This is a genomic window from Enterococcus sp. AMC1623 (assembly GCF_058216495.1).
The window spans coordinates 3,295,503-3,320,067 of record NZ_CM177096.1; the positions used below are offsets into that span (position 1 = coordinate 3,295,503).

At 36.7% G+C, this 24,565-nt stretch carries 26 protein-coding genes; 25 read left to right on the forward strand and 1 reads right to left on the reverse strand.

Going from position 1 to position 24,565, the window contains the following annotated elements; all coding sequences use genetic code 11:
- The first annotated feature begins 363 nt into the window (after nt 1-363).
- The 22 genes from AC4BC7_RS16205 (at nt 364) to recN (ending at nt 22,234) form a co-directional block, all read left to right on the forward strand.
- The gene (locus AC4BC7_RS16205; RefSeq protein ID WP_490503393.1) at nt 364-2,100 is read left to right on the forward strand and encodes an ABC transporter ATP-binding protein; all 1,737 of its coding nucleotides are present in this window, start codon (nt 364-366) and stop codon (nt 2,098-2,100) included.
- Complete coding sequence (locus tag AC4BC7_RS16210; RefSeq protein ID WP_490503394.1) at nt 2,093-3,967, forward strand: ABC transporter ATP-binding protein; 1,875 nt, start codon at nt 2,093-2,095, stop codon at nt 3,965-3,967. Before AC4BC7_RS16205 ends, AC4BC7_RS16210 begins: the two co-directional genes overlap by 8 nt.
- 126 nt (nt 3,968-4,093) lie before the next feature.
- On the forward strand, nt 4,094-4,741 hold the full coding sequence (locus AC4BC7_RS16215) for an SIMPL domain-containing protein (protein WP_490503395.1): 648 nt from the start codon (nt 4,094-4,096) through the stop codon (nt 4,739-4,741).
- 12 nt (nt 4,742-4,753) lie between these two features.
- A complete protein-coding gene (locus AC4BC7_RS16220; RefSeq protein ID WP_207941693.1) occupies nt 4,754-5,650 on the forward strand; it encodes a diacylglycerol/lipid kinase family protein in 897 nt (298 codons plus the stop codon).
- 1 nt (nt 5,651) lies between these two features.
- Complete coding sequence (locus tag AC4BC7_RS16225) at nt 5,652-6,203, forward strand: GNAT family N-acetyltransferase (protein ID WP_490504446.1); 552 nt, start codon at nt 5,652-5,654, stop codon at nt 6,201-6,203.
- Between the two features lie 95 nt (nt 6,204-6,298).
- Nucleotides 6,299-9,118: a sigma-54-dependent transcriptional regulator gene (locus AC4BC7_RS16230; RefSeq protein ID WP_207941694.1), complete on the forward strand. Its 2,820-nt coding sequence runs from the start codon at nt 6,299-6,301 to the stop codon at nt 9,116-9,118.
- Between the two features lie 177 nt (nt 9,119-9,295).
- Nucleotides 9,296-9,778, forward strand: a complete 483-nt coding sequence (locus AC4BC7_RS16235; protein WP_207941695.1) for a mannose/fructose/sorbose PTS transporter subunit IIB — start codon at nt 9,296-9,298, stop codon at nt 9,776-9,778.
- Between the two features lie 36 nt (nt 9,779-9,814).
- A complete protein-coding gene (locus tag AC4BC7_RS16240; RefSeq protein WP_490503396.1) occupies nt 9,815-10,801 on the forward strand; it encodes a mannose/fructose/sorbose PTS transporter subunit IIA in 987 nt (328 codons plus the stop codon).
- 28 nt (nt 10,802-10,829) lie between these two features.
- Nucleotides 10,830-11,642, forward strand: coding sequence for a PTS mannose/fructose/sorbose transporter subunit IIC (locus tag AC4BC7_RS16245; protein WP_207941697.1), 813 nt, complete (start codon nt 10,830-10,832; stop codon nt 11,640-11,642).
- A 24-nt stretch (nt 11,643-11,666) separates the two neighbouring features.
- The gene (locus AC4BC7_RS16250; RefSeq protein ID WP_207941698.1) at nt 11,667-12,581 is read left to right on the forward strand and encodes a PTS system mannose/fructose/sorbose family transporter subunit IID; all 915 of its coding nucleotides are present in this window, start codon (nt 11,667-11,669) and stop codon (nt 12,579-12,581) included.
- A 117-nt stretch (nt 12,582-12,698) separates the two neighbouring features.
- Nucleotides 12,699-13,073 (forward strand): DUF956 family protein, encoded by a 375-nt coding sequence (locus tag AC4BC7_RS16255; RefSeq protein ID WP_207941699.1) that lies wholly within the window; start codon nt 12,699-12,701, stop codon nt 13,071-13,073.
- Nucleotides 13,074-13,153: 80 nt separating this feature from the next.
- Nucleotides 13,154-13,393: a GlsB/YeaQ/YmgE family stress response membrane protein gene (locus tag AC4BC7_RS16260; RefSeq protein WP_207941700.1), complete on the forward strand. Its 240-nt coding sequence runs from the start codon at nt 13,154-13,156 to the stop codon at nt 13,391-13,393.
- A 119-nt stretch (nt 13,394-13,512) separates the two neighbouring features.
- Nucleotides 13,513-14,577 carry a M24 family metallopeptidase gene (locus tag AC4BC7_RS16265; RefSeq protein ID WP_207941701.1) on the forward strand — a complete coding sequence of 355 codons (1,065 nt, stop codon included), beginning with the start codon at nt 13,513-13,515 and terminating at the stop codon, nt 14,575-14,577.
- A gap of 218 nt (nt 14,578-14,795) precedes the next feature.
- Nucleotides 14,796-15,221 (forward strand): Asp23/Gls24 family envelope stress response protein, encoded by a 426-nt coding sequence (locus tag AC4BC7_RS16270; protein WP_207941702.1) that lies wholly within the window; start codon nt 14,796-14,798, stop codon nt 15,219-15,221.
- Nucleotides 15,214-15,663, forward strand: coding sequence for a transcription antitermination factor NusB (gene nusB / locus AC4BC7_RS16275; protein WP_207941703.1), 450 nt, complete (start codon nt 15,214-15,216; stop codon nt 15,661-15,663). Before AC4BC7_RS16270 ends, nusB begins: the two co-directional genes overlap by 8 nt.
- 180 nt (nt 15,664-15,843) lie before the next feature.
- The gene (locus tag AC4BC7_RS16280) at nt 15,844-16,698 is read left to right on the forward strand and encodes a bifunctional methylenetetrahydrofolate dehydrogenase/methenyltetrahydrofolate cyclohydrolase (protein ID WP_207941704.1); all 855 of its coding nucleotides are present in this window, start codon (nt 15,844-15,846) and stop codon (nt 16,696-16,698) included.
- Between the two features lies 1 nt (nt 16,699).
- Nucleotides 16,700-18,049, forward strand: coding sequence for an exodeoxyribonuclease VII large subunit (gene xseA / locus AC4BC7_RS16285; protein ID WP_207941705.1), 1,350 nt, complete (start codon nt 16,700-16,702; stop codon nt 18,047-18,049).
- On the forward strand, nt 18,030-18,251 hold the full coding sequence (locus AC4BC7_RS16290; protein WP_490503397.1) for an exodeoxyribonuclease VII small subunit: 222 nt from the start codon (nt 18,030-18,032) through the stop codon (nt 18,249-18,251). The genes xseA and AC4BC7_RS16290 overlap by 20 nt, the downstream gene beginning before the upstream one ends.
- Entirely contained in the window at nt 18,248-19,132 is an 885-nt protein-coding gene (locus tag AC4BC7_RS16295) for a polyprenyl synthetase family protein (RefSeq protein WP_490503398.1), read from the forward strand. Before AC4BC7_RS16290 ends, AC4BC7_RS16295 begins: the two co-directional genes overlap by 4 nt.
- 15 nt (nt 19,133-19,147) lie before the next feature.
- Nucleotides 19,148-19,966, forward strand: coding sequence for a TlyA family RNA methyltransferase (locus AC4BC7_RS16300; RefSeq protein ID WP_490503399.1), 819 nt, complete (start codon nt 19,148-19,150; stop codon nt 19,964-19,966).
- Nucleotides 19,967-20,084: 118 nt separating this feature from the next.
- A complete protein-coding gene (argR, locus tag AC4BC7_RS16305; RefSeq protein WP_207941709.1) occupies nt 20,085-20,537 on the forward strand; it encodes an arginine repressor in 453 nt (150 codons plus the stop codon).
- Between the two features lie 11 nt (nt 20,538-20,548).
- Nucleotides 20,549-22,234, forward strand: coding sequence for a DNA repair protein RecN (gene recN, locus AC4BC7_RS16310; RefSeq protein WP_490503400.1), 1,686 nt, complete (start codon nt 20,549-20,551; stop codon nt 22,232-22,234).
- A gap of 56 nt (nt 22,235-22,290) precedes the next feature.
- On the opposite strand, the gene AC4BC7_RS16315 is transcribed toward recN, so the two are convergent.
- Nucleotides 22,291-22,407 carry a DUF4044 domain-containing protein gene (locus AC4BC7_RS16315; RefSeq protein WP_207941711.1) on the reverse strand — a complete coding sequence of 39 codons (117 nt, stop codon included), beginning with the start codon at nt 22,405-22,407 and terminating at the stop codon, nt 22,291-22,293.
- A gap of 213 nt (nt 22,408-22,620) precedes the next feature.
- Here AC4BC7_RS16315 and AC4BC7_RS16320 point away from each other — a divergent pair, with 213 nt between their 5' ends.
- The 3 genes from AC4BC7_RS16320 (at nt 22,621) to rsmH (ending at nt 24,565) form a co-directional block, all read left to right on the forward strand.
- Nucleotides 22,621-22,989: a DUF3397 domain-containing protein gene (locus tag AC4BC7_RS16320; protein ID WP_207941712.1), complete on the forward strand. Its 369-nt coding sequence runs from the start codon at nt 22,621-22,623 to the stop codon at nt 22,987-22,989.
- 173 nt (nt 22,990-23,162) lie between these two features.
- On the forward strand, nt 23,163-23,594 hold the full coding sequence (gene mraZ, locus AC4BC7_RS16325; RefSeq protein WP_207941713.1) for a division/cell wall cluster transcriptional repressor MraZ: 432 nt from the start codon (nt 23,163-23,165) through the stop codon (nt 23,592-23,594).
- A gap of 14 nt (nt 23,595-23,608) precedes the next feature.
- A complete protein-coding gene (gene rsmH, locus AC4BC7_RS16330; protein WP_207941714.1) occupies nt 23,609-24,565 on the forward strand; it encodes a 16S rRNA (cytosine(1402)-N(4))-methyltransferase RsmH in 957 nt (318 codons plus the stop codon).

Below are 24,565 nucleotides of genomic sequence, written 5' to 3' on the forward strand. Positions count from 1 at the left end.
AAACAAACTGTTGATGAGCATGGGATTAATCAAAAAACCACCAGATAATTGGATTAAACTTTCTTATACCCGAGATAATCGGAGAAAGGACGTGTGATCCACTATCTCGTAACTATGCGTCAAATAGTAAGTCGAATCGATAACACAAAGCCCGTTGGAAAACGGGTTTTTTTATATACTAAATGTTTTTTTACTTCAAAAGTAGTTATTGCTGATGTGAATAGAAGATTACATCAGCATGTTATTCGAATTTTTAAAATTTTTTTGACTTTTTTAACCCCTTTCATTGACTTTTATAAAGAAGTTCCGCACACTTTACTTATAGCGTTTTTTTGATAATTTAATTAAAGGAGTGTGAAAAACGTGATAAAATCTCTCTTGAAAAATATTGGAGAATATAAAAAAGATGCGTTAATGACGCCTTTTTTTGTTTCCTTAGAAGTTCTTCTCGATATTCTGATACCAGTTTTAATGGCACAAATTATTGATCAAGGTATCGTGACAGGAAATCAACGAAATATTTTGGTTATTGGTTTAGGTTTAGTCGTATGTGCGGTCTTGGCGTTAATTTTTGGGATGTTATCTGCACGTTATGCGGCAATTGCTTCGGCGGGATTTACTAAAAATATTCGTCGCGCTATTTTTGTGAATATCCAAAAATTTTCTTTTGCCAATATTGACCGCTTTTCTACGTCTAGCTTAGTTACACGTTTAACAACTGATATCAACAACGTGCAAAATTCTTTTCAAATGACAATTCGAATTTTAGTTCGTAGTCCGTTGTTGTTTATTTTCTCATTATTTATGGCTTTTCGGATTAATAATGAATTAGCGGTTATTTTTTTATTTGCCATTCCTTTTTTGGCAATCGGCTTAGCTCTCATTATTAAGTTTGCTCATCCGGCATTTAATCGTGTCTTTCGTACGTATGATCGGTTGAATCAAGTCGTTCAGGAAAACTTACAAGGTATTCGCATTGTAAAATCATATGTTCGAGAAGCGCATGAAGTGCAAAAATTCGAAACTGTTTCAGAAAAAATTTATCGGATGTTTTCCAAAGCAGAACGAATTGTCGCTTTCAATGGACCATTAATGCAATTTACGATGTTTAGTTGCATGTTGCTAATCTCATGGATTGGGGCACATTTGATTGTCGATAGTTCGATGACAACAGGCGAATTGATGAGTATGTTCATGTATGTCATGCAAATTCTAATTGCTTTGAATATGATGTCGATGGTTTTTGTGATGCTGATTATTTCTCGTCCTTCGATGGAGCGAATTTCAGAAGTATTGAATGAAGCAAGTGATTTGACCGATCCTGAGGAACCTTTGACAGAGATTTCTGATGGCAGTGTAGAGTTTAAGAATGTTTCTTTCAGCTATTCTGGAAAAAAAGACAATCTGGTGCTCAACAATTGTGATTTTCATATTGCCTCTGGAGAAACAGTGGGAATTATTGGTGGAACTGGGTCTGGTAAAACGACTCTTGTCCAATTGATTCCACGACTATATGATGCGACAGAAGGAACAGTGCAGGTTGGTGGTCAAGATGTCCGAGACTATTCGTTGCAAGCACTGCGAGATGCGGTAGGAATGGTCTTGCAAAACAATGTCTTATTTTCTGGAACTATCAAAGAAAACTTACGTTGGGGAAATCCTGAAGCAACGGATGAAGAGTTGGTGGAAGCTTGTCGTTTGGCACAAGCAGATGAATTTATCCGTAAGCTTGCTCAAGGCTATGATACGTATATTGAGCAAGGAGGAACCAATGTGTCGGGTGGTCAAAAACAGCGACTTACAATTGCACGTGCGTTATTGAAGAAACCTAAAATTTTGATTCTTGATGATTCGACGAGTGCGGTGGACACTAAAACTGATTATCTGATTCAGCAAGCTTTTTTTGAAACAATCCCAGAAACGACGAAATTTATTATTGCTCAACGGATTTCTTCTGTTGAAAAAGCCGATAAAATTATTGTCATGGAAGAAGGAAAAATTCAAGGGATTGGCACCCATGAAGAATTGCTCGCAACCAATAAAATCTATCAGGAAGTCAATCATTCTCAAGTGAAAGGATTTGGTGAGGTATATGAGTAAACGACAACCAGCAGATCGCCCGATAAAAACACTACGACGTTTAGTGAGCTATTTAATTAAAGGGTATCCTTGGCAATTAGCGATTGTGTTTGTTTGTATTATTTTGTCAGCTTTTGCGACGGTTCGTGGTTCGCTCTTTCTACAAGTCGTGATTGATGATTACGCTATTCCCCTATTGGCACAAAGCGGAGCGGCTGATTTTACTGGCTTATTGACAGCTGTGTTGCAAATGGCGGGAATATATCTTATGGGGATTTTGGCAGCAATTACGTTTAATCAATTGATGGTAACCATTTCGCAAGGCGTTCAAAAGAAAATTCGTGATGACCTTTTTAGTCATATGGAAACTTTACCTATCCGATATTTCGATACGCATTCTCATGGGGATGTAATGAGTCATTATACAAATGATATTGATACGCTTCGTCAAATGATTTCTCAAAGCTTGCCGCAGCTTCTCCAAGCCTTGGTAACTTTTGTGAGTGTTTTTCTAGCGATGTTCTTTGTCAGTTTGCCTTTGACGATTTTTGTGATTTGTTCAGTGAGCTTGATGTTTTTAACAATCCGAAAAATTACTAGCTTGAGTGGCAATTATTTTGGCAAACAACAGTCGACGCTTGGGAAATTAAATGGTTTCGTGGAAGAGCGTATGCAAGGACAAAAAGTCATCAAAATTTTTAATCATGAAACCATCACGATTCAAGAATTTGATACACTAAATAATCAATTGGCAGAGGATGCAACGAAAGCCAATGGGTATGCCAATATTCTAATGCCCGTGATGATGAATATGCTAAATATTCAGTATGTGTTAATTGCGGTCGTTGGTGGATTGTTAAGTATTCATGGACTGGCTGTCTTAACGATTGGGGCAATTGCTTCTTTTCTTCAACTAAGTCGCTCGTTAAATATGCCAATCAGTCAGATATCACAGCAAATCAACTTTGTAATTATGGCGTTAGCAGGTGCGGAACGTATCTTTGTATTACTTGATGAAGAAGAGGAAAAAGATGAAGGAGTTGTCACATTAACCAATGTTCGTTATGAAGCGGGGCAACCTGTGGAATGTGCAGAACAAACGGGAGATTGGGCATGGAAAGTACCAGAAAACAATCATTTTAATTATATTCCACTGACAGGCGATGTACGGTTCAACCATGTTGATTTTGGTTATTCACCGGATCAGCTTGTTTTACATGATATTAATTTGTTTGCTAAACCAGGAGAGAAATTAGCTTTTGTTGGTGCAACGGGTGCAGGGAAAACCACCATTACCAATCTAATTAATCGGTTCTATGACATTTCAAATGGCGAAATTCTTTATGATGGAATTAACATTCAACAAATCAAAAAAGAATCGTTGCGTCGTTCGTTAGGAATTGTGTTGCAAGATACGCATTTATTTACTGGAACAATTAGTGAAAATATTCGGTACAGTAAACCGGATGCAACGGATGAAGAAGTGCGCAAAGCGGCCAAACTTGCGAATGCGGATTACTTTATATCCCACCTTTCAGATGGCTATGATACTGTTATTACTGGAGATGGTGAAGGACTTTCTCAAGGGCAACGTCAATTGCTGGCGATTGCACGAGCAGCTATCGTAGATCCACCCGTGATGATTTTAGATGAAGCGACATCAAGTATCGATACGCGCACGGAACGTATCGTTCAAGATGGAATGGATGCTTTGATGAAAGGACGGACTGTTTTCGTCATTGCCCATCGTCTATCCACGATTCAGAATTCCGATGCGATTATGGTTTTAGATCAAGGTCGCATTATTGAACGCGGAAACCATGAAGAATTACTTGAACACAAAGGTGTCTACTATCAATTAGCAACTGGTGCGATTGAATTGGATTAAAATAGTTTAATAGAATGAGTACGAAAAGAAAATCGTCGTTTTCTTTTCGTACTTTTTTTGTTTATTCACGCATTTTTTTTAACTTTCGTGTAAAATAAATCTAACGATAGTGAAAGGAATGATCTAGTGGGGAAATTAGTGACAGTTACAGGAATCGGTCATGTTTCTACAATTCCTGATACAGTATGTGTTGTTTTACAATTAGCAACGGTCCATGCTGAATACGCACAAGCGATTCAAGGGGCAAAGCAAAAGGTTACACAATTAGAAACAGTGATTACGGCACAGGGATTTTCTGTTGAAGAGTTAAAAACACAATCATTTTCAATAGATACCAAAGAAAAAAGTGAATTCAAAGAAGATGTTTGGCAAACGGAGTCCATTGGTTATGAAGTGAATCAAACCGTGACGTTGCAATTTCCGTTTCATCAAGAACGTTTGGAAGAATTGTTGACGAGTATTTCTAAAACAGAGGTACAACCAGTGATTTCACTTCAATTTACTGTCAGTGATCGTTTGACATTACAAAAACAATTATTAATCAACGCAACAAATGATGCACGCTTGCAAGCAGAAATTCTTGCAGAAGCTTCAAATTTACTATTAGGTGATTTAGTTCAGATTGAAAATAGCACAACTGAGCAACGCCCATTTCTTTCACCCATGGTCTTTCAATCTACTGTGAGTCGTCAAGCAGCAATGCCCACGATTCAACCAGCTATGATTGAAGAAACCTTATCTGTAACATTTTGTTGGAAATTAAAGAACAAATAGGAGGAACTGAAGATGACGAAAGCTTTGTTAATTGTAAACCCAAGTTCAGGTGGAGAAGAAGCCAAAAAATATGAAGAACAAGCAACTGAAAAATTAAACACTTTATTTGACGAAGTGATTGTTAAACATACAGAAGAAGCTGGCGATGCGATTGATTTTGCCAAAGAAGCTGCACAAGCAAAACTTGATAGCGTCTTTGCAATGGGGGGCGATGGCACGGTTAATGAAGCCATTAGTGGATTGGCAGAAGAAACCTATCGACCAAATTTTGGTTTCTTTCCATTAGGTACTGTGAACGATTTAGCCAGGGCCTTAAATTTACCATTAGATCCAGAAGAAGCAATTAGCAAGTTAGATATTAAGCGTACAAAATCATTGGATGTGGGTAAATTAAATGACCAATACTTCATGAATGTTGTAGCAATTGGTACAATTCCAGAATCAATTAATGATGTCGATGTTGAAGATAAAACTAAATTTGGTAAATTGGCTTATTTTATTTCAGGCATTAAAAATGTAATTGGGACTGAATCATATGACTTTGAATTAACAATTGACGGAGAGTCACAAGAAATTACAAGTACAACCCTCATTATTGGTTCAACTAATTCAGTTGGTGGTTTTGAACAATTATTTTCCGATGCACAAGTTGATGATGGTAAGATGCACTTATTATATCTTAAAGATGAAAGTTTATTGGAGACTGTAAAAAGTTTGCCCGACTTATTAACAGGTGTCAAAGAAAGTACGGACAATGTAGGTTATGTGACGTTTGAGAAAGGAACAATTGCTGTCAAAGAAAAAACACTTGGTACGAATGTAGATGGTGATGAAGGCCCAGAATTGCCAATTACTGTCGAAATATTACCTGCACATTTGACAGTATATGCCGGTGAAGTGAATGACTAACATTTCTATTCGAACAGCAACCATTGAAGATGCGTCAGCTTTATTGAGCATTTATGCACTGTATGTAGAAAAAACTGCCATTACGTTTGAATATACGGTACCGACTATTGAAGATTTTTCCAACCGAATTCAACAAACACTAGAAAGATACCCTTATTTAGTGGCAGAAACAGAGGATGGAGCAATTTTAGGGTATGCTTATGCCGGTGCCTATAAAATGCGAGCAGCCTATGATTGGGCGGTTGAAACAACGGTCTATGTCCAAGAAAATTGCCCAGTTAAAGGAATTGGTACTCAATTGTATCAAGCGCTAGAAGCGGTCTTAATGCGACAAAATGTTGTTCAATTATTAGCTTGTATTACTGCAGGAAATCAAAGAAGCGAACATTTCCATCAAAAATTTGGCTACCAACATGTTGGATTGTATACACAAGTTGGTTTTAAATTTAATCAATGGTTTGATGTGGTGTGGATGCAAAAAACACTTACAGAGCCGACGATTCCGCCACAAGCATTCATTCCATTTGCAAAACTTGATGAAAAAACAAGATAGGTCATTTGATCTGTCTTGTTTTTTCAGTGTGCATGGTAATTCATGATAAGACCGTTTATAATAGAAAGAAGAAATTTGATGAAGAGGTGAGATGTTTGAGTAAGCGTATGGAAAGAATTTATCAATATATTGTGGATCGAGAGAATGAATCTTCTAATTTAGAAAAAATTGCTGTTACTACTGCTGAAATTGCTGAAGCTCTTCAAATTCAACGGAGTAATGTCAGTAAAGATTTGAACCAACTTGTACGTGAAGGTCGTTTACTTAAATTAGATGGTCGTCCAGTTGGTTATACATTAGCGGCAACGATTCATAATGTACAGGAAAAATATGTACCAAGCTACAAAGAAAGTCGTCAACCACGTGAAAAAAGAAAACCTCAGCGTATTTCACAATTTTTACCAGCGAATGATATTTTTGCGCGTATTATTGGGATGAATGGCAGTATGAAAAATGCCGGAGAACAAGCGAAAGCAGCAATTTTGTATCCTCCACGAGGGTTGAATTGTTTAATCACCGGTCCAACTGGTTCAGGAAAGACTTTTTTTGCGCACGCAATGTTTCAATTTGCGAAGGCGAATCAAGTAATTGCGGAAGACAAAGAAATGATAGTATTCAATTGTGCCGATTACGCGAATAATCCCGAGTTGTTAATGAGTCATTTATTTGGTTATGTTAAAGGTGCTTTTACTGGAGCTGATGCGGAGAAGTTAGGTGTAATTGATCAGGCTGACGGAAGTATGCTCTTTTTAGATGAGATTCATCGTTTGCCACCAGAAGGACAAGAAATGATTTTTTATTTTATGGATCATGGCTCTTATAGCCGTCTTGGTGAAACAGGGAAAAATCATTTTGCGGATGTACGAATTGTGGGTGCAACCACTGAAGACCCTAATTCGGCATTATTAGATACATTTGTTCGAAGAATTCCAATTAATATCCAAATGCCTTCTTTTGAAAAGCGGCCGGCTAATGAGAAGCTCGATTTGGTTAAAATCATGGTATCTCACGAAGCGAGTCGTATTCAACGAACCATTTCTTTAACGGAAGATGTGGTAAAAGCTTTAATTGGAAGTGTTAGTTTTGGAAATATTGGACAGCTAAAATCAAACGTTCAATTAGTTTGCGCGCGCGGTTTTTTAAATCACATGCATCAATCGCAAATTGATATCACTTTAGAAGATGTTCCAGAAGGCATTCGTTCTGGTTTGATTATGTTAGCGAATAAACGTGAAATTTTAATGGAACTGTCTCATAGTCTTGAACCTAAAATTGTTATTCAACCTAATGAAGACATTTTAAATATTCAATCAGATTCATATGAACTACCGTATAATTTATATGATATTATCGGTGATAAAGCTGCCTTGTTAAAAGCTGATGGCGTCGATCAAGAAGCAATTAATCATTTTATTTCGACGGATATTAATGTGCATTTAAAATCGTTTTATAAAGATCATGGCTTTTCTTTTCATGCGGATAATAAATTGAGTGAATTTGTTGACCAAAAAATCATTGAACTAACCAACCGAATTTATACCATTGTTCGCAATCGTTTGAATTATGATTTTCAGCAAAATTTTGTGTATGCGATGAGTTTGCATATTAGTTCATTTTTGAAAAAAATTCAGTTAGGAGAAACAAGACATACCAATGATAACATCCGTGAAATGGTAGCGGACTATCCAGAAGAATTCAAAGTTGCGCAAGAAATCCGTCAGTTTATTGGGGAATCATTTAATGTAGCGATTCCAGAAAGCGAAGAATATTATTTAGCTGTATTGTTGGTTTCGTTGAAAAATAGTTCTGCGGAAGGCAAGATTGGGGTAGTTGTGGCTGCACATGGCAATAGTACAGCAACAAGTATGGTTGATGTCGTGAAGCAATTATTGGGTGTTGAACAGGTAGCTGCAGTTGATATGCCGTTAGACATGCCACCTAAAATTGCATTAGAAAAAATGAAACAAGCAGTACTTATGGTCAATGAAGGCAGCGGTGTTTTATTATTAGTTGATATGGGTTCTTTAGTCACCTTCAATGCCGAAATTCAACGTGAAACGGGTGTGTTTGTGCGAACAATTGATATGGTCACTACACCCATTGTATTAGAAGCAGTTCGTAAAGCTTCTGTATTAGGAACGAGTTTGAAAGAATTGTATGAGTCACTAGAGAATTTTCGTGGGTACAGTCGTTTAGAGGAGTTTCCACATTCGGGTGTTCAGCCACATTTACCACGAGGCATTTTAGCGATTTGTGCGTCTGGTGAAGGTACTGCTGAACAAATTAAGGGCATCATTCAACATACGTTAGATAAAAAAAATATCACGGATATTGAAATTTTAACGTTATCTGTTTTGGATTTAAAAGAAAAAGTCCCGCAGATCCAAAAGAAATATGAATTGATTGCAACGACTGGTGTCATCGATCCTAAATTACCGGTACCCTTTATTTCATTAGAAAACTTTATGACACAAGATACCGACGAACTGATTGATCGATTATTGACAGGAAATCAACTGTTATCTGAAACAGTCGAACTAAATCAAGAACAAACAAAACAAGTCTGTATCGAATTTTTAGAAAATAATTATACTTTCTTGAATCCGAAAAAAATGATTGAGCCCTTATGGAAATTTACAGCAGATGTGATGAATAGTTCGCATATTCCAAGTGAAGAAAAAGGCTTCCGTATTAATTTCTTATTGCATGCAGCAGGTTTGTTAGAACGAGTTTTATTAAACCAACCACTGACTACGAATGAAGAAGAAATACATTGGTTGCAAGAAAATGAAGACTATGAGCAATTACATGTTCATGTGTTATCGTTAGGAAGAACGCTAAACTTAACGATTCCGTTAGCAGAAGAGTATTATTTGCTAACGATGATTCATCGTCAAGTGAAAGAAAAAGTTTGATACAATACACTAAAACGATACACAAAATGAAGTGTATCGTTTTAGTGTATTGTATTTTTTTGAGAAAAAGTATTAAATCAACAGTGTATCATTTAGTGTTTTGGCACGCTTCTTGCTTGTATTAAAGTGCATGAGGAGGTGGAAAATTACTAACAGCCAGAGACAGGAGGCGAGGCAATGGAGATTCGATTAGCAAGAATCGATGATCGATTGATTCACGGGCAAGTAGCTACAGCTTGGGCAAAACAAATTAATATTAATCGTATTATTGTCGTTAGTGATGAAGTAGCTAATGATTCACTGCGAAAGTTTTTACTGCAAGAAGCAGCGCCACCAGGTATTAAATCCAATGTCGTAACTGTTTCGCGTATGTTAGACGTTTACGATAACCAATTATTTCAAGAACAAAAAGTCATGTTATTATTTACCAATCCGCAAGATGTGGAACGTTTGATACGTGGAGGAATGAGATTGAATTCATTAAATATTGGTGGTATGCGTTTTACAGCAGGAAAACGAATGATTACAAATTTTGTTTCAATCGATGAACAAGATGCGGACGCTTTTCGTTACTTAGATGAGCAAGGAATTGAATTAGAAGTTCGCAAAGTCCCAACTGATCGTAAAGTCAATTTGATGGAACTGTTAGATAAGTTGTAAAGAAATATAGAAATTTAGAAAATAGGAGGTAAGAAGATGGTAGGAATTATCCTAGCAAGTCATGGAGATTTCGCTAAAGGGATTTTGCAATCAGGAGCGATGATTTTCGGTGAACAAGAAAACGTAGCTGCTTGTGTATTAGCACCAAGTGAAGGTCCAGATGACATCAAAGCAAAAATGCAAGAAGCAATTAATTCATTTGATGACCAAGAAGAAGTTCTTTTCTTAGTTGATCTGTGGGGAGGAACCCCCTTTAACCAAGCTAATAATTTATTAGAAGGTCATAAAGATAAGTGGGCAATTGTTTCAGGTATGAATTTACCAATGGTGATTGAAGCCTATGCTTCTCGTTTTTCAATGAATTCGGCACAAGATATTGCCGCAGCAATTTTAAACACTGCGCGCGATGGTGTCAAAATTAAACCAGAAGAATTAGAACCAGAAGTTGCTGCACCTGCTCAAGCAGCAGATGATGCTACACCAAAAGGAGCACTTCCTCCAGGAACAGTTGTGGGCGATGGCAAAATTAAATACGTCTTAGCACGTATTGATTCACGTTTATTACATGGTCAAGTAGCAACGGCTTGGACAAAAGCAACACAGCCAACACGTATTATTGTCGTTAGTGATGCTGTAGCTAAAGACGATTTGAGAAAACGTCTGATTGAACAAGCAGCCCCACCAGGAGTAAAAGCAAATGTCGTTCCAATTGATAAAATGATTGAAGTAGCAAAAGATCCACGTTTTGGTTCAACAAAAGCATTATTATTATTTGAAAATCCACAAGATGTTGTTCGTGCAGTTGAAGGTGGCGTAGAAATTGAAGAAGTAAACGTAGGTTCAATGGCACATTCAACCGGTAAAGTTGTGGTAAATAACGTATTATCTATGGGGAAAGACGATGTCAAATCTTATGAAAAATTAAAAGAATTAGGATTAAAATTTGATGTTCGTAAAGTACCAAATGACTCTAGAGCTAATTTAGATGAATTATTAAATAAAGCAAAATCAGAGTTGAAATAAAAAAATAAATTGAACTAGGAGGTTTATCATGTCAGATTTAAATTTTATCCAAGTGATATTGGTCGTTGCTGTTGCCTTTTTAGCTGGTATGGAAGGAATTTTGGATGAATTTCAATTCCATCAACCATTGGTAGCATGTACATTAATTGGATTAGTAACAGGGAATTTAGAAGCAGGGATTATGCTAGGTGGATCATTACAAATGATTGCTCTTGGATGGGCAAACATTGGCGCAGCCGTAGCACCCGATGCAGCGTTAGCATCAGTTGCAGCAGCAATTATTTTAGTTTTAGGTGGTCAAGGAGCAGCAGGTATCCCTTCTGCAATTGCGATCGCTATTCCTCTAGCTGTAGCTGGTTTATTCTTAACAATGGTTGTTCGTACATTAGCTGTACCATTAGTTCACATGATGGATGCCGCTGCTGAAGAAGGAAACTATAGAAAAATCGAAATTTTACAAATTTTAGCTATTTGTATGCAAGGTGTTCGTATTGCAATTCCAGCAGCTGCATTGCTATTTATTCCAGCATCAGTTGTTCAATCTGGTTTAGAATCAATGCCTGCATGGTTAACAGAAGGTATGGCTATCGGCGGTGGTATGGTTGTAGCCGTTGGTTATGCATTAGTCATTAACATGATGGCAAACAAAGAAGTTTGGCCTTTCTTCATTCTTGGATTTGTTGTAGCTGCCATTACTGATTTGACTCTTATCGGAATTGGTGCAATCGGTGTTGCTTTAGCGCTTATCTACTTGAACCTATCTAAAATGGGTGGTTCTTCAACAGGTGGAGGCGGAGGAAACGCAAGTGACCCTCTAGGTGACATTCTAAACGATTATTAATCTTTCAAAGGAGGAATAGGAAAAATGGCAGAAGAAAAAATTCAATTAACGAAAAGAGATCGTTTAGCTGTTGCATGGCGTTCAACATTTATCCAAGGATCTTGGAACTATGAACGTATGCAAAACGGCGGGTTCGCCTTTTCAATGATTCCAGCAATTAAAAAATTATATAAAACAAAAGAAGACCGCGCAGCAGCGTTAAAACGCCACTTGGAATTCTTTAACACACATCCATATATCGCATCACCAATTTTGGGTGTAACATTGGCCTTAGAAGAAGAACGTGCCAACGGAGCAGCTGTGGATGATGTAGCAGTTCAAGGGGTAAAAGTTGGGATGATGGGTCCTTTAGCCGGTATCGGTGATCCAGTATTCTGGTTCACTGTACGTCCAATGTTAGGTGCATTAGGTGCATCACTAGCCATGGGTGGAAATATCTTAGGTCCAATCATTTTCTTCCTAGCATGGAATATTATTCGTTGGGCATTCATGTGGTATACACAAGAATTTGGTTATAAAGCAGGTTCAGCAATTACAGATGATTTATCTGGTGGTTTATTACAAGATGTAACAAAAGGTGCTTCGATTCTAGGTATGTTCGTCTTGGCATCCTTAGTCCAACGATGGGTAAATATTAGTTTTGTTCCAACTGTTTCAGAAGTTGAACTTTCACCAGGTGCTTATATCGAATGGGATAAAGTTCAAATGACAGGTGAAGGATTGCAATCAGTCTTTGGTGATATCGCAGCTGGTAAAGCATTGTCTAATATCCAAGTCACAACATTACAAGATAACTTAGATCAATTGATTCCTGGTTTAGCAGGACTATTATTGACATTCTTATGTATGTGGTTATTGAAGAAAAAAGTTTCACCAATCGTGATTATCCTTGGATTATTCGTTGTTGGTATCTTAGGCCACGTTATCGGATTATTATAATTATTTCAAACGAAACCAGACAAGAAACGTTTCTTCGTCTGGTTTTCTTTACATAATTTGATTTTACAAGTTGGAATGAAAAACGCTATACTAATAGAAAAATATGAGGTGAAAAAGATGGTTCAATCGTTAAATACAAAAGTTGATCTAGTTATCAACGCAACAGCTTTTACAGGACTAACAGATTATGGAAAAATTATGATTGGCGATAAAGGATTTGAATTTTATAACGATCGCGATGCGCGAAAATTCATTCAAATCCCTTGGGAAGAAGTTGATTACGTTGTTGCTTCTGTCTTGTTCAAAGGGAAATGGATTCCGCGTTACGCAATTCAAACGAAACGTAATGGAACATATACGTTTGCTTCAAAACAACCGAAAGTAGTGCTACGAGCAATAAGAGCATACGTGGAGCCTAGTCGAATGGTCCATTCATTGAGCTTTTTCGATGTTATCAAACGTGGCGTACTCTCTATTGGGAAGAAAAAATAACTTACCTTATATAGATATTATTTTCTGCAACGAAGCGTGTGTGTTAGAATAATAGTATCATGTATAAGGAGGTGCTTCATATGCATTGGTTATGGGTATTGATTGTCGGTGCGGTTATCGGCGCAATCGCAGGTTCCATTACCGGAGAAAAACGTGGCTGTTTATTTAATATTATTGCAGGTATTATTGGTTCTTCAATTGGAGAAAGTTTATTCAGTAGCTGGGGACCTAATGTAGCTGGAATGGCGATTATTCCATCTATTTTAGGAGCAGTTATTTTTGCAGCAGTCATTTCATTTTTCTTTGGAAAAAGTAAATAATTAACAGACGAATCAGTGAAGACATTGATTCGTCTTTTGCTTTTATAAGTCTACTCTTTTCTCTTTAAGACGAAGTTTGTTATAATGAAAAATGAATTTAAAGGGAAAGAAGGAATAACATGTTACGAGTACAAAAATTACGTGAAGCAATGAAAAAAGAAGCGATAGACGGTTTCTTAGTTACGAGTCCTTACAATCTTCGTTATTTAACAAATTTCACTGGTACAACAGGATTAGCAGTTATTACATTAGACAAAGCTTTTTTTGTGACTGATTTTCGTTATACAGAACAAGCAGCAAAACAAGCACAAGGATATGAAATCGTCAAAAATGCCGGTCCGATTTTTGATGAAGTTGCTCGTATCTGTCAAGAAGAGGAAATTAACGCATTGGCTTTTGAAGAGACACAAGTTAGTTTTGCAGAATATACTGTTTTAGAAGATATCATTGAAGAGTCTGCCTTGGTTCCTATTGCTGGCATGATTGAAAATTTACGCGAAGTAAAAGACGAAACAGAGATTGCAACGATTCAACAAGCTTGTCATATTGCAGATCAAGCCTTTTCACATATCTTAAAAATGGTTCGTCCTGGTATGACAGAAATTGAAGTAGCCAATCAATTAGACTTCTTTATGCGTTCGTTAGGTGCGACAAGTGTCTCGTTTGAAACAATTGTAGCTAGTGGTGTCCGTTCAGCTATGCCGCATGGGGTAGCAAGTAACAAAATCATCGAGCAAGGGGATTTAATTACACTTGACTTTGGCTGTTATTATAATGGTTATGTTTCTGATATGACTCGTACATTTGCGATTGGTGATCCAGGAGAAAAATTAAAAGAAATTTATCAAATTGTTTTAGATGCGCAATTGCAGGTTTTAGAAGCAGCTAAACCTGGAATGACAGGGATTGAATTAGACGCAGTGGCTCGAGATTATATTGCTTCCTTTGGTTATGGTGAAGCATTTGGCCACTCTACCGGCCATGGGATTGGCTTAGAGATTCATGAAGGACCGAATGTTTCTTTCCGTGCTGAGAAAGCTTTTGTGCCAGGCAATATCATTACCGATGAACCAGGAATCTATTTACCAGGAATTGGCGGCGTTCGGATTGAAGATGATTTATTGATTACTGAAACAGGAAATAAAGTTTTAACACATTCGCCAAAAGAATTAATCATCTTGTAATTTCGACTGAATAAGAGGACTTTTTATAGCTTATCTGGTGATTAAATGATAAACTATAATCGAAGTTCAGGCTCATTCTCCACTAGAAAAAAACAGTGGTAAGGATTGTTTGAGGACTGTCAACATAGGTTTTGAACTGTAAGATTTTTTTCAGTGGTATCTGTTTATCTAAAATACCGCAGAAGGTTAAATCGTATTCAGAGATGGAGGAATTTAGAATGGTCGATGAAAAAAATTTCGTATTAGATGCTAATCAAGAATTAGGGGAAATTGTCATTGCTCCTGAAGTGATTGAAGTAATTATTGGTATTGCTGCTTCAAAAGTAGATGGCGTATACCGTATGCAAAGCACATTCGCAAATAACGTAACAGAACTATTAGGTCGTTCTGCTTATGGTAAAGGTGTTCGTTTAGAAATGGACGATACTGGTATCAAAGTAGACATCTATACCTATATGAAATATGGGGTTTCTGTACCAAAAGTAGCAATGGAAATGCAAAAACGTGTGAAAGAACAAGTTTTATTTATGACAGATGTTAATTTGTCAGAAGTGAATATTCATGTGATGGCGGTTGTCCCAGAAAAACCAGAACAATTGGATTTAGAAGAACTATTTGGAAATGACGAGGAAGAAAATGAGTAAAGAATTATCAAGACATGAAATCAGACAAATGGCTGTTCAGGCACTATTTCCGTTAGATTTCAATCAAGATTTAGAGAAAAAAGACGCCATTTTTCATGCGATTGAATTAGAACATGAAGATATGATTGATGAAGAACACGAAAATTTTATACCGACCTATCTAGATTTATTAGTAACTGGTGTTTGTGAAAATAAAGAATCATTGGATAAAATGATTCAAGAGCATTTACGCCGTGGTTGGAGTCTACAACGTCTTTCTAAAATGGATGTAACTATTTTACGTATCGCATTATTTGAAATGTTGTATGTCGATAATGTTCCCAATAAAGTTGCTTTAAATGAAGCAATTGAATTAGCAAAAACCTTTAGTGATGATCAATCACGTAAGTTTATCAATGGTGTGTTATCAACTATCAATAATAAATTAGAAGCTAGCGAATAGGCTAGCTTCTTTTCTACAACGAATTAACGAAGATTATGGATTGGATAACTCGAATTTTCGTTTTTTATACCGAATACACGAACGAAAATGAATGTTTTTTTGAAAATGATAATGAAAATATTTTTTGAGAAATCAATATGTGTTAAAATGTTAAAAAATGCAAGGGGGCTATTTAACAAAATGGGTGTATTAATCAATGGAAAAGAATTAGCAGAAAAAATGCAAGAAGAAATTCGTTTAGAGGTCCAACAATTAGTCAAAAAAAATCTTCAACCAGGGTTAGTTGTTTTATTAGTTGGTGAAAATCCAGCTAGTCAAACCTATGTCAAAAACAAAGAATTGGCAGCAACACGTATCGGGATTCATTCAAAAGTAGAACGTTATCCAGCTACAATTACTGAAGATGAGTTGTTGGCAGAAATTGAAAAATACAACCAAGATCCAGCTTTTCATGGCATTTTAGTCCAACTTCCTTTACCAAACCATATTGATGAAGAGAAAATTTTATTAGCAATTGATCCTAAAAAAGATGTCGATGGTTTTCATCCAATGAATCTAGGACGTCTATTTGCCGGCGCGCCTGAAATGATTCCTTGTACGCCATATGGTATTATGAAGATGTTTGAAGCATACAATATTGATTTAGAAGGAAAAAATGCCGTAGTTATCGGTCGTAGCAATATCGTGGGTAAACCAATGGGACAATTATTATTAGCTAAAAATGCGACGGTTACGATGACACATTCACGTACAAAAAATTTACCAGAAGTTGCCAAACAAGCCGATATTTTAGTTGTGGCAATTGGCCGAGGCCATTTTGTGACCAAAGAGTTCGTTAAAGAGGGTGCTGTTGTCATCGATGTAGGGATGAATCGCAGTCCAGAAGGTAAATTAATTGGGGATGTGAAATTTGACGAAGTAGAACCAATTGCAGGTTATATCACGCCTGTACCAAAAGGGGTTGGCCCAATGACAATTACCATGTTAATGATGCAAACCGTTGAAGCGGCAAAACGTCAGGAGATAGAAAAATAAAATGACACAGAAGTATTTGTCTGTGACTGCGCTGACGAAATACTTAAAGCGAAAATTTGATGTTGATCCGTATTTAGAACGAGTGTTTTTAACTGGAGAAATTTCAAATTTTCGTTTGCGTCCAAATCATCAGTATTTCAGCTTAAAAGATGATGGTGCTAAAATTTCAGCAGTAATGTTCAAAGGAGCGTTTGACAAACTCGCTTTCAGACCCGAAGAAGGGATGAAAGTGATGGCTGTTGGGCGTATTTCTTTGTACGAAGCTAGTGGGAATTATCAAATCTATGTTGAGCATATGGAACCTGATGGAGTAGGCGCATTGTATCAAGCGTATGAACAGTTAAAAGCCAAATTAGATAAAGAAGGTTTATTTCAAGCACCAAAAAAAATATTGCCGAAATATCCGAAACGGATTGCAGTGCTTACTAGTCCAAGTGGGGCAGTTATTCGTGATATTATTACCACGACACGACGAAGATATCCAATTGCTCAAATTGTATTATTCCCAACAGTTGTTCAAGGAGCTAAAGCAGCGGATGATGTGGTGAAAAACATTGGACGCGTAGAAGCGATGGGAAATTTTGATACAATGATTATTGGGCGTGGCGGCGGTTCAATTGAAGATTTATGGCCCTTTAATGAAGAACGGGTAGCTCGCGCCATTTTTGAAGCAAAGACCCCAATTATTTCTTCTGTTGGACATGAGACAGATACGACGATTGCTGATTTAGTTGCTGATGTTCGAGCTGCAACACCAACTGCAGCAGCTGAATTGGCAGTTCCCGTTTTGACAGAGGAGTTATTGCGAATTGAAGAACGTCAAGCGCGTTTAATTCAAGCGTACGCTAATCAAATGCAACGGAAAGATGAACGTTTCCAACGCGTACAAAATTCCTATATATTCCGTCAACCCGAGCGATTATATGAAGCACAATCATTGAAGTTAGATCAACTACAACAACGCTTAATGCAACAAATGCAAACATTAATTTATGAAAAAGAACGTACAGCCAATCAAACCATTCATCGTTTGGCGCAAGTTGTGCCAACTGCACGCGTTCGTGAGTCAAAACAACAAGTCAATTATTTGTCAGAACGTTTAGATAAACAAATGCAATTGATTTTTGAACAGAAGCAACGACAATTTCAACAAACACTTCAATCGCTGGATTTATTAAGCCCACTAAAAATTATGGGACGTGGATACAGCTATACGACCAAAGAAACGGTTGTCAAATCAGTTCAAGAGTTAGCTGTCGGCGATGTTTTAGATGTCCATTATCAAGATGGGCAAGCAAAAGTTGAAGTTCTTGAAATTAAGGAGGAAAAGCATGATAAATCCAACATTTGAAGAATCATTACAAGAATTAGAACAAATTGTTACACGCCTAGAACAAGGTGATGTTCCTTTAGAAGAAGCATTAACTGCTTTCCAGCAAGGCATGATTTTGAGTAAACAATGTAAAGATACCCTATCAAAGGCAGAACAAACATTAACTAAAATGATGACAGAAGCCAATGAAGAAGTTCCATTTGAAGAGGCGGAAAAATGAGTAGATTAACAACTTTTCAAACCAAAGAAATTCAACAAACCGAAACAGAAATGGTTCGGTTTGTTCGTGAGCATACAAATAATCAAAGACTACAAGAAAGTATGCTATACTCAATTGATGCTGGTGGGAAACGAATTCGACCACTCTTATTGTTAGCTACAATTGCATCATTTAACAAAGAAATTTCTTTGGGTGGGTATCAAACAGCAGCAGCACTTGAAATGATTCATACGTATTCATTAATTCACGATGATTTACCAGCGATGGATAATGATGATTTACGTCGTGGAAAACCGACCAATCATAAAGTATATGGTGATGCGATGGCTATTTTAGCTGGGGATGGTTTATTAACACTAGCATTTGAATTAGTGAGCATGGCGGAAATCGAACCAACTGAAAAAGTTTTACTTTTACAATTATTAGCTAAAGCTTCCGGAACACATGGGATGGTTGCTGGTCAAGCCGCTGATATGCAAGCGGAAGGAAATAAACTTTCAATAGAAGAATTAATGGCGATTCATCAACGCAAAACAGGGGCATTAATTCGTTTTGCAGTGGTTGCCGGGGGGATTTTAGCTAATCAGTCAGAAGGCACCCTTGAAAAGTTAGATCAATTAGCCAAACATCTAGGCCTAGCTTTCCAAATTCGAGACGACTTATTAGACGTTGTCAGTACGACTGAAGAATTAGGTAAAGAAACAAATCGAGATAAATTACTTGAAAAAAGTACGTATCCAGGTTTATTAGGTTTAGAAGGAGCTAAAAAAGCTTTAACAGATGAACTAACTGCTGCTGAGGCAATTTTAAATGAATTAGCTTTATTATCGACATTTGACGCAGAGTTATTAAAAGAAGTTTGCGGCCTATTTTATTTATAAAGAAAGAGGAACTACATGAAAAAAGAACGAGTCGATGTGTTGGCATTTCAACAAGGCCTTTTTGAAACACGAGAACAAGCCAAACGTGGCGTTATGGCAGGGTTAGTCTACATGGAAAAAAATAATGAACGTTTAGACAAACCCGGCGAAAAAATTCCAATGGACACAATGTTACAGATTAAAGGACAAAAACTACCGTATGTTTCTCGTGGTGGATTAAAATTAGAAAAAGCGTTAAAAATTTTTGATTTTACCGTGCAAGATAAAACAGTACTAGATATTGGTGCATCTACAGGTGGTTTTACCGATGTTGCTCTACAAAATGGTGCGAAGCAAAGTTATGCGTTGGATGTAGGATACAATCAACTAGCTTGGAAAATCCGCCAAGATCCACGAGTGACAGTGATGGAAAGAACGAATTTCCGCTATTGTCAACCGTCAGATTTTACAAATGGCGTACCAGAAGTTGCGACAATTGATGTTTCTTTCATTTCATTACGCTTAATGTTGCCACCCCTTCACGCAATTTTAGCCAATCAAGGTGATGTAATGGCTTTAATCAAACCTCAATTTGAAGCAGGTAGAGAAGCTGTAGGGAAAAATGGTATTGTTCGTGACCCGTTAACACATCGAGCGGTGTTAGAAGATATTTTACACTTTGCACTTAATGAGAACTATGACGTGAAAAATTTAAGTTATTCACCGATTACAGGTGGCGAAGGAAATATTGAATTTATTGTCCATTTACAAAAATCAGCAACAGCAGGTGAGATTTCTGAAACGGTAGACATTGAAAAAATAGTTCATGAAGCCCATCAACAATTAGATAAATAAAATGAGATTCTTTAGAAAGAAATAGTTTTCTAAAGAGTCTTTTTTTAGCGGGATGGTTCTTTCTTTCTAGGAGAAAATGAGCTATGATAAATAAGAATTTAACTAGGGGGAAAGCTTTATGAGAAAAAAAGAGCGCCATCGTTTGATTACGCGACTTTTAACTGAATATGATATTCAAAAACAAGAAGAATTTGTAGCGTATTTAAAACAAAAAGATGTTTACGTAACACAAGCGACAATTTCTAGAGATATCAAAGAATTGAAATTAATCAAAGTACCGGCGGCTTCAGGAGGTTACCGCTACAGTTTACCATTAGAATCCACGGAAGACGTTGTCGAAAAATTGGATAAATTATTAAAAAATGCGTTTGTTTCGGTGGATGAAATGGATAAATTTGTTATTTTGCGTACTTTACCAGGAAATGCTTCTGCAGTTGCTAATTTAATTGATAAACGTTTTAAAGAGGAATTATTTGGTACACTTAATGATGACGATAATATTTTAATGATTGCACGTACACAAGAAGCACGTAGTCTTTTGTTTAACGAATTAAAAAAATATAACCGCTAGGAGTGAATCGTATGCTACTAGAGCTAACGATTGAAAATTTTGCTATTATTCCCAAATTACATTTGTCTTTTCATCAAGGAATGACGGCGTTAACGGGAGAAACAGGAGCCGGAAAATCGATTATTATTGATGCGATGGGCCTACTAGCTGGCAGTCGTGGTTCCAGTGATTATATTCGCCAAGGAGCAGATAAATGTTTACTGGAAGGGTTATTTGAATTACCACAACAAAAAGGGTTTCGCCAAGTAATGGATGAGTTAGGCATTGATTATTCCGATGAACTATTAATTGTTCAACGAGATATGTCTCTTTCTGGCAAAAATATCTGCCGAGTGAACGGGCGGACAGTAACTTTGGCAAATCTTCGTCGGATTGGGATGTATTTAGTAGATATTCAAGGTCAAAACGAACATCAAGAATTACTTCAAGCTGAGAAACATTTATCGTTAATGGATAGTTTTGGTTCTCAAAAATTTCAACAACAATTAGCAAATTATCATATGCACTACCATGAATTCCGTCAATTAGAAAAACGCGTACGTAAAATTCAATTGAACGAACAATCTTACGTACAACGGATGGATATGCTGCGTTTTCAACAAGAAGAAATTGAGCAAGCGGATTTGCAACCAAATGAAGAAGAACTGTTAGTTGAAGAGCGTGACAAACTAAGTAATTTTCAAAAAATTGTCGATGCTTTAGCAAAGGCATATGGGATGCTTTCATCAGAAACGGGTGATAGTCTGGATGGAGTTAGTATTGCATTTAATGAAATTCAAGGAATTGCCCATTTGGATGTGGAATATGAACAAATTAGCGAAAACATCCAAAATGCGTATTATTTGTTACAAGATGCGGCAAGTGATATTTCCCGTCAAATGGATCATTTAGAATTAGATGAAGAACGTTTAGAAGAAGTTGTGTTGCGCCTAGAAACAATCCGTCAATTGAAACGAAAATATGGTGATTCGGTACCAGCCATTTTAGCTTATTATGAAAAAATTTCTGATGAGCTGTCTGCAGCAACCATTACAGAAGGTCAATTAGAAGAGTTAGAATTGCAGTTAGAAGAAAAAGAACAATCTGTCTGGCAATTAGCTGAAGAATTGCATCAGCAACGGCAACAAATTGCTCAACAATTAGAGCAAGAAATTTTGCAAGAACTATCTGAGCTTTATATGGAAAATACTCAATTTGATGTGCATTTTGAAGAAAGCAAAGTTTTACGCGGAACTGGTTTTGATCAAGTTGAATTTTATTTGAGCACAAATCCAGGGGAACCTTTAAAACCTTTAGTCAAAGTTGCTTCTGGTGGGGAATTATCTCGTATTTTATTAGCCTTAAAAACGATTTTTTCGAAAACGCAAGAAATGACCAGCATTGTGTTTGATGAAGTAGACACTGGGGTGAGTGGCCGTGTCGCACAAGCTATTGCTGAGAAAATCGCAAAAATTGCAAGAAATTCTCAAGTGCTGTGTATTACGCATCTACCACAAGTTGCAGCAGTTGCTGATTATCAATATTTTATTTCCAAAGCAGTTAAAGAAGGTCGCACTCAAACACACGTTGCTCAACTAACAAATGAAGAACGTGTGGAGGAAGTTGCGCGTATGCTTGCAGGTGCAGAAATTACTGAATTAACTTTGGAACATGCACGTGAGCTATTACGAATTGCAGGGAAAGTTGCACAAAGTTAATACAAAAAAAGAGGTCTGGGTAATTACACTCAGACCTCTTATTTGGAAGTATTTTCTTATGAAAATGCTGCAAGTGCACCTAAAATAGCTGTGCCAATAGTAATAACTAACATTAACCAAATAACAACTTTTGTGATTTTAGAAAATGTACTGCTTGGTTTTTTGTCGTTCATTTTGAGTCATCCTTTTTTATTGATAGTGACAGTGTACAACCAATAGCCAAATAACTCAAGATTTCTAATCATAAAAATATCAAAGTGTCAGAAAAAATGAAGAGATAGGTTTCTCTTTTGTGCTGTTTCGATTTTTGGTATAATAATTTGTTTTCAAGGACTACTTATAAAAAATAAACATAAACTAATTGTAAAAAGAAAGGATACAAACTAATGACAACATTCTCACCGATTCTATTGCTCTGGTATATTTTCCCGCTGATTGTGCTTTTAGTAGCACAAATAATTGTCAAATTATTGTCTTTAACCAAACGATTTCAATTAAAAGCGCCTGATTTAGCCGTACCTTTTTTAATTTATGGGATACATGCGCTATCAGTAGCAACTTTTACGACCTCTATTTTTCCGTATTACTTACTATCGATTCTTTCTTTAGGAATTGGTCTAGCATTTTTTCATGCGTATTTTTATGCAGAAATCAAATATGGGCGTTTCTTCAAAATGTATTGGCGTTCGGTATATCTACTGTCCTTATTATTACATGCTATTCTAGTAATAGTGAACATCATTTCTATGGTGTAGACCTATTTTCTTAAAGTTTTTTTAAAATCTTTTAAAAGCTTGTCGTTTCTAGAAATTCCTTTTTTGGTAAAGATAAATCAAACAACTTTCCCTCCATTTTTGTATAAATTGTGGTAGAAAGTGGGGGATTGTGGTAGACTGTGTTTATTAGGTGGCGACGGGAGGAAACATCGATGTTTATGGGAGAATTTCAACATTCTATCGATGCAAAAGGCCGGCTTATTGTCCCATCCAAATTGCGAGATAAACTCGGGGAAAAATTTGTGGTGACTAGAGGGCTAGACGGCTGTCTTTTTGGCTACCCTCTACCTGAATGGGAGAAATTAGAAGAGAAGTTAAATGAAATGCCTCTTGCGAAAAAAGATGCAAGAACATTTGTAAGATTCTTCTACTCCGCAGCAACTGAATGTGAAATTGACAAGCAAGGTCGAATCAATATTCCTGCGACATTACGAAAACATGCGAACTTAGTAAAAAGTTGTGTGATTATCGGCGTTTCTAATCGTATTGAGATTTGGGATGAAGAGCGTTGGGAAGCATTTTCGACAGAAGCTGAAGAAAACTTTGATGAAATTGCCGAAACCATGATTGATTTTGGCTTATAGAAAGAGGCAAATAAATGGTAGAGTTTCAACATTATACCGTCATGAAGAAAGAAACGGTTGATGGTTTGAATATAAAACCCAGTGGAATATATGTTGACTGTACCCTAGGTGGTGCCGGTCATAGTGAATATATTTTAAAACAATTAAATGAACAAGGGCATTTATATGCGTTTGACCAAGACCAAAAAGCAATTGATTTTGCAAATGAACGTTTAGCATCTTATGTAGAAAAAGGACAAGTAACATTTATAAAACGTAATTTCCGATATTTAAAAGAAGAGTTAAATCAATTAGGTATTACCAAGGTAGATGGGATTCTCTATGACCTAGGTGTTTCTTCACCTCAATTGGATGAAGCAGAGCGTGGGTTTAGTTATCATCAAGATGCCCCATTAGATATGCGAATGGACCAAACGGCATCATTGTCTGCCTATGAAGTAGTAAATGAATATGACTATCATGAATTAGTAAAAATATTTTTCCGTTATGGCGAAGAAAAATTCTCAAAACAAGTGGCACGAGCAATTGAACGTGCGCGTGAAGTTTCACCGATCGCAACAACGGGTGAGTTAGTTGAAATTATTAAATCAGCGATTCCAGCACCAGCGAGACGCAAGGGTGGACATCCTGCTAAACGAATTTTCCAAGCAATTCGTATCGCTGTGAATGATGAGTTAGGTGTCGTTGAGGATTCTTTGGAACAAGCAATTGAATTATTGAATAAGAATGGACGTATCAGCGTAATTACCTTCCACTCGTTAGAAGATCGTATTGTAAAAAGCATCTTCAAAGAATATAGCACAATGAAAGATTTACCTCCAGGTTTACCGGTCATTCCCGACGAATTCCAACCAGAATTAAAAGTCATTACTCGTAAGCCTCTGCTACCCTCGGAAGAAGAGCTGGCAGAAAATAATCGTTCCCGTAGTGCTAAGCTGCGAATAGCTGAAAAACTAAAGGAAAAGGAGTAG